Source organism: Streptomyces sp. NBC_01335 (genome assembly GCF_035953295.1).
Taxonomy (GTDB): domain Bacteria; phylum Actinomycetota; class Actinomycetes; order Streptomycetales; family Streptomycetaceae; genus Streptomyces.
The window spans coordinates 6,221,751-6,239,825 of sequence record NZ_CP108370.1 but is presented as its reverse complement, the minus strand read 5'-3'; the positions used below and the strand labels follow the sequence as shown (position 1 = coordinate 6,239,825).

The following is an 18,075-nucleotide window of genomic DNA, read 5'->3' as shown; positions in this document are numbered from 1 at the left end:
GGAGAAACGCATGGCTGACCGGCCGCACCCGCACCCGGCCGCTGTCGCTGACCGGAACCGCACCGCGCGCCCAGGTCCGCGCGACGAAACCGCGGTGGACCTTCTGGACCGGGCTGCCGCCGCCCACCGGGACCTGCCGGCCATCCGGACCACGCGCGGAATCTCATTGACCCACGGTCAACTGGCCGAGGAGAGCGAACGACTGGTCGGACCGCTGGTCGGTGCCGGTCTGCGGCGCGACGCTCCGGTGGCCGTCCTCATGGACCATCTTCCGGAAACGGTCGTCGCCCTCCACGCCATCCTGCGCGCGGGCGCCCACTACGTCCCTCTGGACCCGCGATGGCCGGCGGCACGCATCGCGAAGATCCTGCTCTCGCTGGACGTCCGGCTCCTGGTGGTCTCGGAGGGCCTGCGGCACCTGGCTGACGGAATCGGCAGCCGTGTGCCGGGCCTGGAGTCCGTCCTCGTGCTCACCGGACGGAGCGGAACGCCCTCAGTCGTCGGCGAGTGGCTGACCCGGAGCGCCGCGGACGGCCCGCGCCGGAACACCTGGAGCCCCTCCGACCTGCCGCAGGCAGTCGCTCTCCCGGAGCCGCCCACGGCGGACAGCCGTGCCTACGTCATCTTCACCTCAGGGTCCACCGGGGAACCCAAGGGCGTCGCCGTGCGGCATCGCAGCCTGGTGAACCTGATCGACTGGTTCAATCGCCGCAACGGCGTCGGCCCGGACGACGTGCTCCTGCAGATGGCCGCGTTCAGCTTCGACCTCTCCGTCTACGACGTCTTCGGGGTGCCGTCGGCGGGGGCCGGTCTCCTGCTGCTTCCCGCGGGCGAACTGGCCGACCCCTACGCGGTCTGCGACGCTCTGCTGGAGCACGGAGTGACGCTGTGGAACTCCGCTCCGGCTGCCTTCACGCTCGTCCTCCTGTTCGCCTCGGAGGCCCGTGGAGGCGACCGCGGCCGGCTGCGCCGCGTCTTCCTCAGCGGCGACTGGGTGCCGCTGGACACACTGGGGGCCTTGCGGCGCGAGTTCCCGGGCGCCGAGCTGGTCGCCCTGGGGGGCGCGACGGAGGCGACCGTGTGGTCGAACGACTTCGTGGTGGACCACGTCGACCCCGCCTGGACCAGCGTCCCGTACGGGCATCCGATGCAGAACTCCCGGTACTACGTGCTTCGACCGGATCTGTCCCCGTGCGACGTCGGCGAGGCGGGCGAACTCTTCATCGCGGGTGACTGCCTCGCCGACGGCTACGCCAACGACGCCGGCCTGACGGAGTCCCGATTCCTGGCAGACCCTTGGTCGGACGCCCCAGGGGACCGGATGTACCGCACCGGAGACCGCGCGCGATGGACCACCTCCGGCTGGGTCGAGTTCCTGGGGCGGATCGACTCACAGGTGAAGGTGCGTGGTTTCCGGGTGGAGCTGGGCGAGGTGGAGCAAGCCGCCCGCCGTCTTCCGGGCGTCGACGAGGCCGCGGCGGTCACCTGCGGCGATCCGCGCGACCCGGTTCTCGCGCTCGCGCTGCGCATGGCCGCGCCGGTGGACGGGCGGACGATCGCGCGCCTCCTCGCGGACGAACTGCCCGACTACATGCTGCCGAGCAAGATCCACACCGCGGGCTACCTGCCCATCGGCCCGACCGGCAAGGTCGACCGCAGAGCGCTCAGCCGTTTCTTCGACACCCGCGGTGTGCCGGAACGGGGCGGAGCCCGCCCGGGGCCTCGCGCACCCGGGCACCCGGACACCGACCGATCGCCTCACACGACCGACCTGGAGAACGCCACATGACCGACCGGAACAAGCAGTACGACGTGATCGTCGTGGGAGCCGGAGCCGCCGGGCTCTCCGCAGCGGTCCTGCTCGGCCGCTCCAAGCGCCGGGTTCTCGTGGTGTCCCTCAGGGGCCGCAGGAACTCGCCGGCGGACCGGGTCAACAACGTGCCGTACGCGCACGGCACGGCGCCCGCCGAGGTCTACCGCAAGATGGAGTCGGACGCGGCCGCTTACGGGGTCGGGTTCGTCTGGGACGAGGTACTCACCGCCCGCGCGGGGACGGAGAGCGTCGTCGTCGACACCCGGAGCTCGGGTTCCTTCAGCGCGGGGCGCCTGCTGCTGGCCACCGGACCCATCGACGACCTGCCCGGCTGGATACCCGAAGGTCAGTGGGGCAGGACCGTCTTCGACTGCCCCTACTGCCACACGCTCGAGCACGACGGCGCTTCCTTCGTCGCCGTCGGCACCGGCGAGGAAACTCTTCAGCACGCGCTGCTCTGCCGTCAGTACGCCGACGGCCTCACCGCCGTGGTGTCCGACCCGGCGGCGGCCGGATCGGCGCTGGCGGGGCGACTGCGTGAGAAGGGCGGCACCCTGGTCGTCGGCACCGTCCGTACGGCATCCACCCTCCCCTCCGGCGAACTGCTGCTCCAGACCGACAAGGGTACGGAGATCACCGCGGGTGCGGTGGTGCTCGACACCGCCGTCCAGCGCCCCAACCAGGCTCTCCCCGAGGCACTCGGGCTGGAGCTCAACCCGCACGGCTTTCCGCGCACCACACTCTCCGGGCAAACCTCGCACCCCCGTGTGTACAACACGGGCAAGACCAACCCGTCCTCGCCGTACTTCGCCTGGACCGGTGCGGCATCCAGCGGCCTCAACGCGGCTCGGAAAATCTCGGAAGACCTCGCCTTCGGCTGACACCACAACGGGGCGATCTTCCGTCCCGCTGCTTCCAGGGCGGTCGGCTCCCCGCCTCACACCCCTCCTCACCTGTGGACGAATCATGAGTGACCACTCCCCCTCCCGCGCCGGCACCGATGTCCGAAAGACCGTCACGGACCGCTGGCTGTCGGTCCTGCAGCAGGACGAAGAACTGGAGGACTACACCTTCTTCGAACTCGGCGGTACGTCCATCGCGGCCAGCCAGCTCATACTCCAGTTGAGCCGCGACTTCGGGCAGCGCATCCCTCTCACCGCACTCACGGAGAATCCTACCCTCCGTCAGTTTCGTGACCATCTGACGTTGCTTGTTCCGGCATAGGACGTGGAGAAAGCCCTGGTCGCGAGAGCCTTTATGAACAGAACGTAAAGTGAGTTCATACTCCATTGACATGCGGCAAGGCTTCGACCGTACTTGTTTCCGTCCCCCCAAGATCGAACACCGGGGACGGGTGGGTGTCCCATCACGCGGGACACCCACCCTGAAGAAACGAAAGGCTGACGTGCTGAATACCCTGGGTATCGACGCCCTCTCCGAAAGCGTTTATCGAGCGATGCTGGCCCACCCCGGCGAGTCGATTTCAGGCTTGGCCGCGCTCCTCGGTCTCGACGAAGACGAGGTCAGACAGGCGCTGACCCGCCTGAGCGCGATGGCTCTCACTCAGGGCGGCGACGGGACCGTCCGCGCCCTCAGCCCCAAGGCCGCCATGGATCTCGTTATCGCGCGGCGGCAGTCCGAACTCGCCACGGCACAAAAGAGTCTGGAAGAGTCCCGTGTCGCGGCCACTCAGTTGATCGCTGAGTACTCAGGACTTCTCCCCACCGCCGACGACCCAAATTTCGAGCGGCTGACCGGCGCGGACGCCATACGTGAACGACTCGCGGAACTGGCGGCGGAGGCCACGCACGAGATCATGACCTTCGCACCGGGCGGCGCCCATTCCGAGGCGGATTTGGCCGCCAGCAGGGAGCCCAATGCGGATCTGCTCGCCCGGGGTGTGCGTATACGTACCGTGTACGTGGACAGCGTCCGCAGACACGCGCCCACTCTCGAGCACGTGGGGTGGCTGCACGCCCGCGGCGCCGAAGTGCGCACGGTGGCCAGCCTCCCCCTTCGGATGATCGTGATCGACCAGAACCGTGTGGTCCTCCCGACACGGATGTCGGACGCCCTGGAGGGGGCGATCGTGACCCACGGCGAGGGTGTCGTCGCCACGGGCACGGCCCTCTTCGAGGCGGTGTGGGCCGGGGCAGCGCCGCTGGGCTCCTCGCCGGAGCCCAGCGCGAGCGGACTCGCGCCGCAGGAGGCAGAGGTCATGAGGCTCCTGGCGCGCGGGTTCACCGACGAGGCAGTGGCCAAGCGGCTGGGCGTATCGGCCCGCACCGCCCGGCGCATCACGGCCGACCTCATGGAACGCCTCGGCGCGCCCAGTCGCTTCGCCGCCGGTGTGCGGGCCGTGCAACGGGGCTGGCTCGCCTCCAGTTGACCCTCGCCACCCTCGTCGGCGGTGCTCGGGCGCCGCTGCGGACGCGCCCCGGGCACCCCGGGCGAACGGTGGCCGACATCGCTGGTACTCGATCACGGACACGGCCGACGGCTCGGCGGCGTCCGGACCACCACCCCGTTCGACCACGCACTGAGGAGACTCCCGTGGCCATCGTTCCGAAACATCGTCTGGCCCTCCTCGGTGGCGGCTTCTCCACCGACGACGACGGTCTGCTCGACGAGTGGATGCTCGGCCACGTGCCCGCGCCTCGCCCGAAAGTCTGCTTCGTGCCCACAGCCAGCGGTGACGCCCCCGCCTACGCGGAGCAGTTCCTCACCGCGTACCGGTCCCGTCCGTGCGAGCCGGCGGTCCTGAAGCTGTTCCAGCGGGAACTCGACGACGACGCGCTGCGCACGTTCCTGCTCTCCCAGGACGTCATCTACGTCGGCGGCGGCAACACCGCCAACCTTCTGGCCGTGTGGCGCGCGCACGGTGTGGACCGATTGCTGCGCGAAGCCTTCGACCGCGGGACCCTGTTGTGCGGCATCAGCGCCGGCGCCAACTGCTGGGCCGAGGGTTCCCACACCGACTCCTTCGGGCAACTGACCCACCTTTCCGACGGGTTGGGCCTGCTACCGGGCTCGGTCTGCCCCCACTACGGCAACGAGCCAGGTCGGCGACCGTCGTACCGGGCGGCCGTGGCCACCGGCGCGCTTCCCGCCGGCTGGGCGGTCGAAGACGGCGTCGGGGCGCTCTTCACCGAGGGCCGACTGACCGATGCGGTGACTCGCACCCCCGGGGCCCTCCTCCACCGGGTGGAACCGGACGGAGACGGCGGATCGAGGGAACAGGCACTGCCGTGCCGTGCGCTCCTCGCCGCAGCGCGACCTGTGTCATCCGCCTGAGCCGGAATCCGCGGACAGCGCGCGGCCGATCTCCGCGATCCGTGACGGGCCGACCCGGCAGCATCCTCCGATCAGCCGTGCGCCGTCCCGCCTCCAGGCGCGCACCCGCTCCGGGCCGCCGTAGGTGCTCGCCCCCGTCCACCGGCGCCCCCGCGCGTCCCACCGTTCCCCGCTGTTGGGGTAGACGACCACCGGCTTGCCGGTCGCCTCCGCCGCGCACCGGACGGCGGCCTCCGCGTCCGCCGGGTCGCAGCAGTTGACCCCGACCGCGATCACCTGGTCGTTCCCCGCGGCCTCCGCGAAGGCCGCCCGCAGCGGCTGCCCGGCCCGGGTCAGCCCGCCCGCGACGGTAAACGAGAGCCAGACCGGGACGCCCGTGCCGCCGACGGCCCGGAGCAGGGCCCGTGCCTCGTCCGTGTCCGGCACGGTCTCCAGCGCCAGCACGTCGGGCCCGGCCGCGGCCAGCGCCTCCACCCGGGGCCGGTGGAACCGCTCCAGCTCAGCGACGGAGAGGCCGTAACCGCCCCGGTACTCGCTGCCGTCCGCGAGCATCGCCCCGTACGGCCCGACCGAGGCGGCGACCCAGGTCTCGCGCCCCGAGACTCCGGAGCGGTCGGCGCGGTCGCCCGCGCGGCGGGCCAGCTCCACGCTCCGTTCGAGGAGCTCCTGCGTCCGGCGGTGTCCGATCCCCCGGCGGGCGAACCCCTCGAACGTCGCCTGGTAGCTGGCGGTGGTGAGTACCTGTGCGCCCGCCCGTGCGTACGCGGTGTGCGCGGCTTCGATCTGCTCGGGCGCGTCCGCCAGCAGTCTCGCCGACCACAGCGCGTCCGACAGCTCGCACCCCTGGGCCTCCAACTGGTTGGAGAGTCCTCCGTCGAGCACCACCGGGCCCTCGGCGAGGGCTTCGGCGAGAGATCTGCGGGCGGGACGCACAGGTACTCCTTCTCCGCTCTACCTACCGGCTCATCGGCTCAGCTGCGACTGGACCTGCGAGGAGATCAGCTCCAGGTGGTCCAGGTCGTCGAGGTCGAGGATCTGGAGGTAGATCCGCGAGGACCCGACCGCCGCGAACTGCCCGATCCTGTCGACCACCTCGGCCGGCGAACCGGCGAGGCCGTTGGCCTTCAGCTCCTCCACGTCCCGGCCGATGGCGGCGGCCCGGCGGGCCACCTCCGCGTCGTCCTTGCCGACGCAGACCACGAGTGCGTTGGAGTACACCAGGTCGTCGGGTCCGCGCCCGGCCGCCTTCGCGGCCTCCCGCACCCGGCCGAACTGCTTCTCCGTGTCCTCCAGCGAGGCGAACGGGATGTTGAACTCGTCCGCGTACCGTGCGGCCAGCCGCGGGGTACGGACCGCGCCGTGCCCGCCGATCAGCACCGGCACCTTGGGCTGGGCCGGCTTGGGCAGCGCGGGCGAGTCGGTGAGCTGGTAGTAGGTGCCGTCGTAGCTGAAGGTCTTGCCGATCTCGGTGGCCCAGAGGCCGGTGACGATGGCGAGCTGCTCTTCCAGGCGCCCGAACTTCTCCTTCGGGAAGGGGATGCCGTACGCCTTGTGCTCCTCCTCGAACCAGCCCGCGCCCAGCCCCAGCTCGACCCGGCCGCCGGACATCTGGTCGACCTGGGCGACCTGGATGGCGAGCACCCCGGGAAGGCGGAAGGTGCCCGCCGTCATGAGCGTGCCGAGGCGGATGCGCTTGGTCTCGCGGGCCAGGCCGGCCAGCGTGATCCAGGCGTCGGTCGGGCCCGGCAGACCGTCACCGCCCCCCATGCGGAGGTAGTGGTCGGAGCGGTAGAAGGCATCGAACCCGAGGTCCTCGGTGGCCTTGGCGACGGTCAGCAGGGTGTCGTAGCTCGCCCCTTGCTGGGGCTCGGTGAAAATGCGCAGATCCATGGTTCCATCCTGCCTCTTCCCGCCGGGCTCCCCTCGCGCGGCTCCCGTCCACCTCCGTCGCACAGGCCTGTCCGGACCGGTCACCGTCACGACGCGGAACCGGACGCGACCCGAGCCCTCCGGAAGCGCTACCCCCGGATCGCGCCGTACGGACCGTCCCGCTCCCTCGCCCGCTCCCGTGCCTGTTCGGCGAGGCGGCCGAGCATGCCCCGCACCCGGTCCATCGACTCGTCGGCAGCGTCTATCGCCTCGATGCACTGCCAGTAGAGGGTGTCCTCGCCGGTGTCGCAGGCGACCCCGACGAGCGCCATGCCCGCCTCACCGAGCAGCAGCGCCAGCCCGTCGAGGGTGCGCGACACGTCGGTCACCTCCGTGAGGCGGGCCGCGCGCGCCTGCCCGGTCAGATACACCGGCGCGTCCGGCGCGGACCACTCCCTCCCACCGATCTCACCGAGCCCACGCGCGTCACCGCGTAACTCGGCCGGCCCGGCGACGGCCAGCCGGTCGCCGATGGCCCGCGCCAGCGCCTGGGCCTGCCATGCCTCGGTCATGATGTCCGCCGCGCCCCGGCTCTCCGCCAGCGCGCGCCGTCCGATCTCGACCAGTCGTTCCGCTTCCATCCGATCCCCCGTCACTGTGAAAACCCGGTCACTCAGTCCATTACCCACAGTGAGTGAGGCGGTACCGAAAGGACAGAGGAATTCGGAAATCTGTGGATACGAAGGCGATTGTGGATAAGTCGATCACTCCGAAGAGTGATGCTCAGGGGCTTCGGACCCCCCGGGCACCGGAAAACGGGTCTCGTTCCGGTCGATCTTCGCCGACAGCGCCGCCAGCGCATCCACTCCGAGCACCTCGCAGAACTGGAGCAGATAGGCGAGGACGTCGGCCACCTCGTCCTCCACCCGGTGCGCCGTCCCCGGGTCGCTCATCACGGCCGCGGCCTGCTCCGGGGTCAGCCACTGGAAGATCTCCAGCAGTTCGGAGGCTTCGACGCTGAGGGCCGATGCCAGGTTCTTGGGGGTGTGGTACTGGCCCCACTGCCTGGACTCGGCGAAGGCGGCGAGCCGCCGCTGGAGCTGGGCCACATCGAGTTCGTTCACCCGGACAGGTCTACCACTGTCGCGCCCTCGGTCCGGCCGGCCAGTGCCGCACCCGACTCCCCCACCGTGCCGATCATCCGCAGGTGCCCGTCGGCGCAGATCCCGGCGGCGAGCCGGATCAGCTCCCCCGACTGGCGCCCGTCGAGCCCCCGGTCGAACCCGTCCGTCAGCACGGTGAGGGCGCGCATGGCCCAGGGGATCTCGTCCGGGGTGTTCACCTCCAGCACATGAGGGCCCGTCAGCAGCACCAGTGCGAGGGCGAGATAGCGCAGCTCGCCGTCGCCGAGGCGCCCGACCGGGGTGGTGCGCCCGGCGCCGCGCCCCACCAGGGCCTCCACCGTGCCGTCCGCCAGGTCCCGGGTGGTCAGCCCGGTCACCGGCCCCGCGCACCCCGCCGCCGCCGTGGCCACCAGCCGGGCGTGCCGCTGCGCGCACTGCGTACGCGTCCGGGCGAGCACCGCGGCGAGGTTGTCGCAGCCGGGGCGGAGCCGCCCCTCCCCGGCGCGGGCCGGCGCGCGCATTCCCCGGGGCAGCGGATCGCAGGGGAAGGCGGAGTGCAGGCCCACCACCACCTGCTCGGCGGCGGCGAGGACGCGTAACTGGCCCTCGGTGATGCCGGCCACCCGCAGCGGCAGCAGCGCCGTGGCGAGACGGCCGTCCGGGAGGGGGGCCCGGGTCACCGGCACCTGGCCCGCCGTGTGCCAGGCGGCCTGCACGGTCGGGCGGCGCGGGTCGCGCAGCGCGGTGCTGAGCAGGGTCTGCCCGTCCGCCGTGAGCCGCTCGCCCACGATGCGCAGCGAGGGTTCGGCCTGGACCGCCACGTCGAGCCTGACCGGCCCCGCCGGACCGTCCACGGTGCAGCCGATGCGGAACCCGCGCCGGCCCTCGGTGTCGGCCGCCGCGCGCTCGGGCACGCAGGAGACGGGATCGGGGAACACGTCCTCCAGCGCGTCGCCCGCGCCGAGCCGGGCCAGCGCCTCGTAGGCCCGCAGCGCGGACGAGGCACCGCTGCCGCTGGGGCCGGTGAGCAGGGTCAGCGGCCCCAGCGGCAGGGTTCGGCGCCAGTGCGACGCGAAGGCGGCCAGCCGCAGCTCGGTGACGACGGGGCGGACGGGCCGGGCCCGGGTGTCGGGAGCGGCGCGGGGCGGGCAGACGCGGGTGGTGCTCGGAGGAGGGGCTGTGGTGGTCATGCCCGGACCGTACGCACGGCTCCGGCGGGCGAACCGTTTTACCCGGACGAGCTTCCTACGATTGAGGGATGCCCGCCGGGGTCACCCCCTCCACCTCCATGCCGATCGGCGCGAGGAGGAAGACGTTCCGGTCCACCCGGTGCATGCCGCTGCCGAGTCCGAAGACGACCCCGCTGCTGAAGTCGAGGATGCGCTTCGCCACGTCCGTCTCGGCCGCCGTCAGGTCCAGCAGGACCGGGACCTGGGCGACGAGGTACTCGGCCACCTCGCGGGCGTCGGAGAAGACCTGGACCCGCAGCACCACCAGCCGGCGCTGCTCCTCGGCCCTGTGCTGCCCCATCGCGTCGTGGTCGACCCGGGAGGGCCACTCGTTGCGGCCCCGCAGCGGTACCACCTGCGCCAGGCCCTCCCACTGTGCGTCAGTGGCGTCGTACCTGTCGTACCTGCTCACAGGGTCACCTCGTCCGTGTGCCGGTCGCCGGTGCGCCGGCTGCGCTCGCTGTTCATCGGCCAATCCTCTCGTTCCTCACCCGTTCGGCCCACCAGCGACACGGCCGGGAATCCGATCCTCCGGACCGGCCCCGCCGTGTACCGGATCGGCCCCGCCGTGTACCGGATCGGCCCCGCCGCGTACCGGGTCGGTGCTGGCCGCGGCATCAACGTAGCCGGAGAGGCCGGGGCCGATCCAGTCGCCCTGCGCGCGGGCGGACGGACGGGCCGGGCGGGCGTACGGCGGGGCGGACCGGCCGGGGCCGGGACGGATGTTCCCGCCCCTGACCGGGGCGGCCGGTCGACAGCGTGCGCGGGTCACGGATCAGGTGCGGACCGGGCCGACCAGCCCCTGCTCGATATCCTGCGCCAGCGAGGCGACTTCGGACATCACCTCGAACACGCCCGTCTGCTCGGAGCCGTTCAGATGCCGGTACTCGGTGCCGACCGTCACGGCCAGCCGCTCGGGCAGGCCCAGGTCGGGGTGGCGTCCCTCGGCGACGATCCGGCGGGCCGCCTCCGGCGCGGGGATTCCGGCCGCGTGGCAGGTGTGGGCGCGCGTCCGTACGTGGGCGAGGTAGTCGATGTGGTCACGGACTCCGGCCGGGCCGAGGAGTGGTCCGTGGCCCGGCACGATCGTCTTGGCGCCGGTGGCCAGGACGCGTTCGCACGCCTCGATCACGTGGGCGAGCGGACCGGCCCAGTGGCAGGGGTGGTCGCCCGGCCGCTCGGGCGTGGAGCCGAAGATCACGTCTCCGGTGAACACCGTGTCGTGGTCCGGCAGATGGACGATCAGGTCGCCCGTGGTGTGGGCGGGCGGCAGCGCCGTGATCCGTACCGGGTGGCCGTCCAGGGTCAGTTCGAGCTCGCCGGTGAAGTACGTGGTGGGCACGACGGGTTCGGTCCCGGACCAGTCGAAGGGCCCGAAGTGCCGGGCCAGATAGGCCCCGAGAGGTGTCTCCGGGTCGCCGGAGGCGATCAGGGAGTGCTGCTGCTGGGGGGTGGGCTCGAAGTGCATGTGCTCGCGGGCCCCGCGCGTGACGATGATCTCGGCGTCCGGTACGACCCCGGCGCCCCAGAAGTGGTCGCCGTTGGCGTGGGTGACGATCACCCGGTCGATCGACACGCCCTCCGGCAGCCGTTCCTCGCTCGCCGCGAGGAACTGCCCGGCCAGCGCCCGGTCGTAGGGGGTGTCGATCCACAACGCCCCCGTGGGCGAGGCGAGCAGACCGCAGTTGGCCAGCCCCCAGCCCCTTTCCGGCGGCTGCCAGACATGGAGTCCCCGGCCCAGATCGACGATGTCCCCAGCTATGTTCGGCATGGTCGCGATTATGCCGCGCGCCCCGGGGCGTGCCGTCCGCCCCACCGGGGAGAACAGCACCTTCGCATGACGGAGGGCCGGGTGGCCTTCGCGCCCTCCCGGCCCTCCTGGTGGTGGAATCAGGCGTTCCCGGTCGCCGTTCCGTGTCAGGACTCCTCCGACTCCTCGAAGTAGGCGTCCAGGACCACGTCGAGCTCCTCCGGCCACTCCTTGAGCCGCTTCCGGCTCTCCGCGACCACCTCGGCGTTGAACCAGCGGCGCGAGGAGACGTGGACGGTGAGGGTGAACCGGCGGGCCATGCCGGCCGTCTTCACCTCGACCGCGGAGACCTCGGACCAGTCGAAGTCGGCCTGCTGGTCGTCGAGCGTGAACCGGATTCCCTCCTTGCCCACACGGATGGACCCGCGCCGGTCGCTGATCTCGAAGACCGGCGCACCGGACTCGTCGGCGTCGGCACCGGACGCGTCGGCGTCGGCGTCGGCCGACGCACCGGCGGGCGCGTCACCGTCGCCGGACGCGGCGGACTCGCCGGTGGCGTCCTCCGGTTCCTCGTCCACCCCCTCGGCGGTGGTCGCGGAAGGCTCGGCCGGAACGGCGTCCTGGATCCCGGCGTCGTCGGCTGCCGCCTCCGCCGACGTGCCGGCCTCCTCCTCGTCCCCGGTCCGTACCGGAACGGGGGCCGTCAGGCCGGGAATGTACGCCGGGTCGGTTCCCGCGGCGAACTCGGACTTCGTCTTCGCATCTATGCTCTGCTCCACGGCGGGCAGTATGGTCCACGAACCTGTACGAGAACCAGTCGCACCCCTCCCGCTCTGCTCAGAGCACCCCCTTGCGCCACTCCCGCACCAGCAGCCAGCCGAGGTAGAGGCCCCCGATCGCCATGGTGCAGATGCCCACCGGCAGGTCGTCGAGGAGCGGCACCTGCTGGGTGCAGAGGTCGGCCACCACCAGCAGCAGGGCGCCCGTCAGCGACGAGAGCAGCAGGTGCGGGCCGGAGAGGCGGGTGAGGCGTCTGGCGATCTGCGGCGCGGTCAGTGCGACGAAGGCGATGGGACCGGCCACCGCGACCGCGCCCGCCGAGAGGACGATGGCGAGGACGATCGCGACGCTCTTGGTCTTCTTCGGTCCGGAGCCGAGCCCTTCGGCGATGTCGTCGCCCATCTCGCCGACGACCAGCCGTCGGGCGAGCAGCGCGGTGACCGGGACGACCAGTGCGAGCACCACCCCGATGGTGGCCGCGTCCGTCCAGGACCGGGCCGTCAGGCTGCCATTGACGTAGGACGTGAGCGCGGAGGCCTTGTCCCGCTCGACGGCGTAGACGACGTACTGGGTGATCGCGCCGCCGATCGCCGCGACTCCGATGCCCGCGACCACCAGCCGGGCCGGGTTGCGGAAGCCGGTGCCGGTGGAGACGTACACGATCCCCATGGCGACGACGGCTCCGACGAGGGCACCGACCGGCACGGGGACCTGGCCGGGGAAGAACAGGGCGACGACGGCCGCGCCCGCACCCGCCCCGGAGGAGAGCCCGATGACGTCGGGGCTGCCGAGCGGGTTGCGGGTGACGGACTGGAAGAGGGCGCCGGAAAGGCCCAGCGCGGCGCCGGTACCGAGGGCGGTGACCAGACGGGGGCCGCGCAGGCGTTCCAGCACGAAGCGGTCCTTGCCCCGCGCTCCGCCGGTGAGCGCGGTCGGCAGGTCGGCCGGGTCGACGCCGAGCCGCCCGAGGGTGAGGGTCGCGACGGCGGCGGCGAGCAGCAGGACCAGCAGCGCGAGGGCCACCAGGACGGACGCCCTGCGGACGGGTATCGCCACCGTCGTGCCGATGCGCAGGTATCCCCGCGCACGCCCGGGGGCCGGCCGCGCGGGCCGCGTGGTGGTGGTCATGCCGTCCCCTTCATCCTGCGTACGGCGACGAGCAGCGCGGGTGCGCCGATGAAGGCGGTCACCACGCCGACCATCAGCTCGGTGGGCCGCATGACGACCCGTCCCACCACGTCCGCCAGGAGCAGCAGCGTGGGGCCGAGAAGGGCGGAGAACACGATCTGCGCCCGGAAGTCGACGCCGACGAGCGCACGGACCACGTGGGGCACCGCGAGACCGACGAAGGCGATCGGGCCGACCGCCGCGGTGGCCGCCGCGCTCAGCAGGGTGGCGGCGACGAGTCCGGCGGCGCGGGTGCGCGCGGGGCGCGAGCCGAGCGAGATCGCGGTGGCGTCGCCGAGCGCGAGGGCGTTGAGGCCGGGGCCGAGCAGGAGCGCGATCACCAGGCCCACCGCGGCGAACGGCAGCACGGACCACAGGACGTCGAGGTCCCGGCCGCCCAGCGCTCCGACCACCCAGTACCGGTAGCTGTCGAAGACCTTCGGTTTGCTGAGGGTCACGGCCTGGATGTACGCCATCAGGACGGCCGAGAGGACCGCGCCTGCCAGGACCAGGCGTACCACGCCCGGACCGGCGCCCGCCGTACCGATGACGTGGACGAGCACTCCGGCGAGCAGGGCTCCGGGCAGCGCCCACCACATGGTGGCGGTGGTGCCGGAGGCACCGAACCAGGCGGTGGCGGTGACGATTCCGGCGGAGGCGCCCGCGTTGATGCCGAGCAGGCCGGGTTCGGCCAGGGGGTTGCGGGAGACGCCCTGCATGAGGGTGCCCGCGACGGCGAGACCGGCTCCGGCCAGCACGCCGAGGAGCGTGCGGGGGTAGCGGCTCTCGACGACGGCGGCGACGTCGGGGGCGGCGCCGCCGGTGAGCACGTCGACGACCTCCCCGGGGGAGGTGGCCCGGCTGCCGAACATGACGCTCGCCGAGAGCGCGATGCCGAGGGCGACGAGCGCCAGGAGCAGGAGGAACGCCGAACGGGCGGTGCCGGTACGCGAGGTACCGGCACCGCTCGGCGGCGCGACCGTGGTGGTTGCCATGGAAGGGTGGACGCTCCCGCGCGGTTACTTGCCGGCGGCGGCGACGGCCTTGTCGATGAGCGGCAGGTAGCGGTCGATCACCCACGGCACGGTCAGCGGGTTGATGATCGAGGAGGCCGTGACGAAGGAGTTGTCGTTCGAGGCGACGACCGCGCCCTTCGCGACGGCGGGCATCGCGGCGTACAGCTTCTGCGCCTCGATCTCCTTGCGGGTCTTGTCGTCGGTGTAGAAGGTGAAGAGCAGGTCGCTGTCCTTCAGCTTCCCGGCGTTCTCCAGGCCGATGAGGGCGGAGTCGGTGCCCTCGGTCTCCTTGAAGGTGTCGACGACCGGGTCGACGGTCAGGCCGAGCTTGGAGACCATGGTCACGCGCTGCTCGGTGGGCTTGAAGATGCCGAGGGTGCCGGGGCCCGAGGTGTAGATGTACGAGAACGTCACGTCCTTGTACTGGGGGCGGCTCGCGGCGGCGTCCGCGAGTTCCTTCTCGATGGTCGCCTTGAGGCCGTCGGCGTCCTCGGTCTGCCCGAGCGCCTCGCCGATGATGTCGATCTGCTGGTCCCAGTCCGTGCTCCAGGCCTGGTCCGGGTAGGCGACGGTGGGGGCGATGTCCTTGAGGACGTCGTACTGCTTCTGCGTGATGCCCGACCAGGGGGCGAGGATGACGTCCGGCTCCAGTTCGGTGATGGCCTCGAAGTCGATCTCCTCACCACCGGTGAACTGGGTGGGGAGCTTGTCGCCGTTCTTCTTCACCGCTTCGTCGATCCACGGCAGGTAGCCGGAGGAGTCGCTGCCCCATGCGTAACTCTCGATGCCCACCGGAGTGGTGCCGAGCGCGATGGCGGTCTCGGCCGAGCCCTGGCCGAGGGTGACGACGCGTCGGGGCTTCTCGTCGATGGTCGCGGTGCCGAGCGAGCTCTTGATCGAGACGGGGAACGCCGCGCCGCTCTTCGCCGCGGACTTCGCCGGCTCCTTGTCGTCGCCGTCGGACGAGCAGGCGCCCAGGGCGAGCGTGAGTGCGGCGACGGTGGCGGAGGCGGCGAGCGCGTGACGGCGCGCGCGAATGGAGCCGAACATGTTCTGTTCCCATGATCGTGGATGAGTAAGTAAATACTTAGGTAAAGCTAACCTAATAAATAACTCATCCTCAATGGGGGGTGCCCGTCCAGCCACCTCACCGCGTGATGTAAAGGGAAGCGTCGCTTCCGCGCGGAAGGACGCGCGGAAGCGACGCTCACCTCAGCTGCCGAGGGTGCAGCTCTTGCCTCCCAGCGTGAAGGCGCTCGGCGTGCCGTTGCTCCCGGTCCAGCTGCCGGTGAAGCCGAAGGACGCCGAGGATCCGGCCGCGAGCTTGCCGTTCCAGCCGACGTCGGTGGCCGTCACCGAGGTGCCGGACTGCTGGACCGTCGCGTTCCACGCCTGGGAGATCTGCTGCCCGTTGGAGAAGCTCCAGGCGAGTTTCCAGCCGTCGATCGCCGTGGCGCCGGTGTTGGTGACGGTGACGTCGCCCTGGAAGCCGCCGGACCACTGGTTGGTGATCTTGTACGTCACCTTGCAGGCCGCACCGGCGGGGGTTCCGGGGTCGGTGCCCGGGTCGGTCCCGGGGTCGGTGCCCGGGTCCGTACCGGGGTCGGTGCCCGGGTCGGTGGTGCCGGTGTCACCGGCCGCGGAGTCGCCGTAGAGGATGCCGCGGCCGTTGGTGGAGACGTACACCCGGCCGAAGATCCGCGGGTCGCCGGTGATCGCGCCGCCGGTCCAGCCCCACTGGTGCGCGTCGTCGTTGATCCGGGTCCAGCTCGCGCCCGCGTCGGTGGACCGGAAGATGCCGCGCACCCCGCCGATCTTCGCACTGGTGAACAGGGTCTGGTACGAGGCGCCCTGCGCCGCCTTGCCGAACCCGATGGAGTCCGCCTGCGTCACGTTGGACAGCTTGGTGAAGGTGGCGCCGGAGTCGGTGGAGTGCCACAGGCCGTACGTGCCGGTGGCGGCGCCGCCCGCGAGCCAGACGTCGCCCTCGGTGCCGGGGACGGCCTTGAACCGGACGTTGCCCTCGGCGGGGAGGCCGGTGGACGGCTTCGCGGTGAAGGTGGCGCCGGAGTCGGTGGAGACGTAGAAGACACCGGACTTGAAGCCGTAGAACTTCTTCGGGTTTTTGCGGTCCGACTCCACGGTGGCGCCGGCCGGGATGCCGGTGGAGGCCGTCCACGACGAGCCGAAGCCGGTGGTGCGGTATACTCCGGTGCCCGCCGGGCTCCACACGAACGAACTGCCGTCGGCCGCCGCCGCGACCGTGCCGCCGCCGGTGACGCCCGAGGGGTCGGAGCCGCCGAACCAGTTGGCGCCGTTGTCCGTCGAGAACGCGACGTGCGGCGCGGCGTCCGCGTCACCCACGCGCACCACGGTGTTGGGGGACGCCTCCGCGAAGTCGAGGCTCGTGGAGGAGGTGAAGTTGGGCGAGGTGTACATCATCGCGGGTACGGCGTCGAGATTCGTGTGCCGGAAGCCGCCGACGTCGAGCAGCGCGCTGAGCAGCGGGGCGCCGGAGGGCGGGGAGGCCAGGTCGTTGACGGCCGTCTCCTCGATCCCCTTCACCATGGGCGTGATCTTGAACTGGCTGCCGGTGTCCCAGTTCTTGAGGTTCTCGGTGCCGTAGAGCGTCGCCCCGGTGCCGTACATCATCCGGTTGGAGTCGAACGGGTCGATCTCCAGGGACTCGGTCATCCAGCCGAGCTTCGGGCTGGTCTCGGGCGGCGAGGGGTTGGCGCCCCAGGTGAGCCAGGGCACCGAGGAGACGTCCTGGGTGTAGCGGGTGGAGCGGTTGGGGTAACTCGTGTACTCCCAGGCGGTGGTCCAGGTCGCGCCGCTGTCGGTGGACCGGAAGATCTGGGTGTCCGGCCACCAGGAGCTGTAGGCGGTCGCCATCAGCGTGCCGGGCTTCTGCCGGTCCACGGTGAGACCGCTGAAGCCGTAGTAGGTGTCGGCCTCGGCGACGGGACTGACGTCCAGCCAGGTGCCGGTGGCCGTGTCGTAGCGGGCGATCTTCCCCTTGCCGCCGTCGTACGGGCCGCCGGTGTCGCTCAGCGAGAGGTAGAGGTAGCCGGTGCCCTCGTCCAGGACGCCCTTGTGCGCCAGGTAGCCGGTGGGCTGTCCGGCGATCCGCGACCAGGTGGCACCGGCGTCGGTGGAGCGGTAGACGGTGTTGTCCTTGTCCGCCACGCCGACGTAGATGTTCTTCGTCGCCGTACCGGAGGTGCCACCGCGCCCGTCGAACGTCACCCAGGTGACGCCCTGGTTGTCGTTGCCGTAGCCGCTGGTGTCGGTCGGGTCCTGGGAGTAGTTCCCGGGGTTGGTGAACGAGGTGACCTTCGCCCAGGTGGCACCCGAATCGGTGGACCGCCAGAGGCCGTTGCCGCTCGGGGCGCCGAGGTAGAGCACCGAGTTCTTGTGCGGGTCGACGGCGAGCCGCTCGCCCATCCCGCGCCCGGGCATGTTGCCGCCGAGCTTGAAGGGGAGCACCGACGGGGTCCAGGTGGCGCCCCGGTCGGTGGAGCGCAGCACCGCGCCGTTGTTGGGGTCCCAGCTGTTGGTGTACGTACCGGCGGCGACGTACACATTGTTCGGCTGGACCGGGTCGGAGGCGAGGCTCACCACGCCGGTGTAGCCCCAGTGGTCCCAGTCCACCGAGTCGAGCAGGGGTTTCCACTGCTTGCCCGACTGGTCCCAGCGGTAGGCGCCGCCGATGTCGGTACGGGCGTAGGCGAGGTTCTTCTCGCTCCGGTTGAAGACGATGCCGGGGACGAAACCACCGCCGTCGATGCGGACGTTCTTCCAGGTGTACGGGTCCGCCGCCAGGGCGGTGGCCGACGACAGATCGGATGCTTCCGCCGTGGTGGCGGCGGCGCCCGACGTCCGGGGCTGCGCCACCGAGGGGATGGCGATGCCCGACAGGCCTGCTGACAGGGCGAACACCGCCAGGAGGGCGGCAAGGGGTCTGGCTCTCAAGCGCACGGAAAAATCCTCTCCGAGCTGGACCGCCACACGGGTGGCAGTGGGCCGATGT

The 18,075-nt window shown here is 71.4% G+C and carries 17 protein-coding genes; 5 read left to right on the top strand and 12 right to left on the bottom strand.

What is annotated here, in order from left to right; translation table 11 throughout:
* Positions 1-10 precede the first annotated feature (10 nt).
* From OG599_RS26785 to OG599_RS26765, 5 genes are all read left to right on the top strand, one after another.
* Positions 11-1,789, top strand: a complete 1,779-nt coding sequence (locus OG599_RS26785; protein ID WP_327178518.1) for an amino acid adenylation domain-containing protein — start codon at positions 11-13, stop codon at positions 1,787-1,789.
* Positions 1,786-2,694 (top strand): FAD-dependent oxidoreductase, encoded by a 909-nt coding sequence (locus OG599_RS26780; protein ID WP_327178517.1) that lies wholly within the window; start codon positions 1,786-1,788, stop codon positions 2,692-2,694. The genes OG599_RS26785 and OG599_RS26780 overlap by 4 nt, the downstream gene beginning before the upstream one ends.
* A gap of 85 nt (positions 2,695-2,779) precedes the next feature.
* Complete coding sequence (locus tag OG599_RS26775; protein ID WP_327178516.1) at positions 2,780-3,037, top strand: phosphopantetheine-binding protein; 258 nt, start codon at positions 2,780-2,782, stop codon at positions 3,035-3,037.
* Positions 3,038-3,218: 181 nt separating this feature from the next.
* Entirely contained in the window at positions 3,219-4,202 is a 984-nt protein-coding gene (locus tag OG599_RS26770; protein ID WP_327178515.1) for a helix-turn-helix transcriptional regulator, read from the top strand.
* 164 nt (positions 4,203-4,366) lie between these two features.
* Positions 4,367-5,107 (top strand): peptidase E, encoded by a 741-nt coding sequence (locus OG599_RS26765; RefSeq protein WP_327178514.1) that lies wholly within the window; start codon positions 4,367-4,369, stop codon positions 5,105-5,107.
* On the opposite strand, the gene mmuM is transcribed toward OG599_RS26765, so the two are convergent.
* The 12 genes from mmuM to OG599_RS26705 form a co-directional block, all read right to left on the bottom strand.
* Positions 5,096-6,040, bottom strand: a complete 945-nt coding sequence (mmuM, locus tag OG599_RS26760; protein ID WP_327178513.1) for a homocysteine S-methyltransferase — start codon at positions 6,038-6,040, stop codon at positions 5,096-5,098. The genes OG599_RS26765 and mmuM overlap by 12 nt on opposite strands.
* 30 nt (positions 6,041-6,070) lie before the next feature.
* The gene (locus OG599_RS26755) at positions 6,071-6,997 is read right to left on the bottom strand and encodes an LLM class F420-dependent oxidoreductase (RefSeq protein WP_327178512.1); all 927 of its coding nucleotides are present in this window, start codon (positions 6,995-6,997) and stop codon (positions 6,071-6,073) included.
* Positions 6,998-7,125: 128 nt separating this feature from the next.
* On the bottom strand, positions 7,126-7,617 hold the full coding sequence (locus tag OG599_RS26750; RefSeq protein WP_327178511.1) for a DUF6099 family protein: 492 nt from the start codon (positions 7,615-7,617) through the stop codon (positions 7,126-7,128).
* A 123-nt stretch (positions 7,618-7,740) separates the two neighbouring features.
* A complete protein-coding gene (locus OG599_RS26745; protein WP_327178510.1) occupies positions 7,741-8,100 on the bottom strand; it encodes a nucleotide pyrophosphohydrolase in 360 nt (119 codons plus the stop codon).
* A complete protein-coding gene (locus OG599_RS26740) occupies positions 8,097-9,290 on the bottom strand; it encodes an ATP-binding protein (protein ID WP_327178509.1) in 1,194 nt (397 codons plus the stop codon). The genes OG599_RS26745 and OG599_RS26740 overlap by 4 nt, the downstream gene beginning before the upstream one ends.
* Positions 9,291-9,345: 55 nt before the next feature.
* A complete protein-coding gene (locus tag OG599_RS26735) occupies positions 9,346-9,741 on the bottom strand; it encodes a cell division protein SepF (RefSeq protein ID WP_327178508.1) in 396 nt (131 codons plus the stop codon).
* 363 nt (positions 9,742-10,104) lie between these two features.
* Positions 10,105-11,100, bottom strand: a complete 996-nt coding sequence (locus OG599_RS26730) for an MBL fold metallo-hydrolase (RefSeq protein WP_327178507.1) — start codon at positions 11,098-11,100, stop codon at positions 10,105-10,107.
* 146 nt (positions 11,101-11,246) lie between these two features.
* Complete coding sequence (locus OG599_RS26725; protein ID WP_327178506.1) at positions 11,247-11,858, bottom strand: hypothetical protein; 612 nt, start codon at positions 11,856-11,858, stop codon at positions 11,247-11,249.
* Between the two features lie 58 nt (positions 11,859-11,916).
* A complete protein-coding gene (locus OG599_RS26720) occupies positions 11,917-12,987 on the bottom strand; it encodes a FecCD family ABC transporter permease (RefSeq protein ID WP_327178505.1) in 1,071 nt (356 codons plus the stop codon).
* The gene (locus OG599_RS26715; RefSeq protein WP_327178504.1) at positions 12,984-14,021 is read right to left on the bottom strand and encodes a FecCD family ABC transporter permease; all 1,038 of its coding nucleotides are present in this window, start codon (positions 14,019-14,021) and stop codon (positions 12,984-12,986) included. The genes OG599_RS26720 and OG599_RS26715 overlap by 4 nt, the downstream gene beginning before the upstream one ends.
* A 24-nt stretch (positions 14,022-14,045) precedes the next feature.
* Positions 14,046-15,092 (bottom strand): iron-siderophore ABC transporter substrate-binding protein, encoded by a 1,047-nt coding sequence (locus OG599_RS26710; protein WP_327178503.1) that lies wholly within the window; start codon positions 15,090-15,092, stop codon positions 14,046-14,048.
* A gap of 162 nt (positions 15,093-15,254) precedes the next feature.
* Complete coding sequence (locus OG599_RS26705) at positions 15,255-18,023, bottom strand: cellulose binding domain-containing protein (protein ID WP_442809558.1); 2,769 nt, start codon at positions 18,021-18,023, stop codon at positions 15,255-15,257.
* Positions 18,024-18,075: the final 52 nt, after the last annotated feature.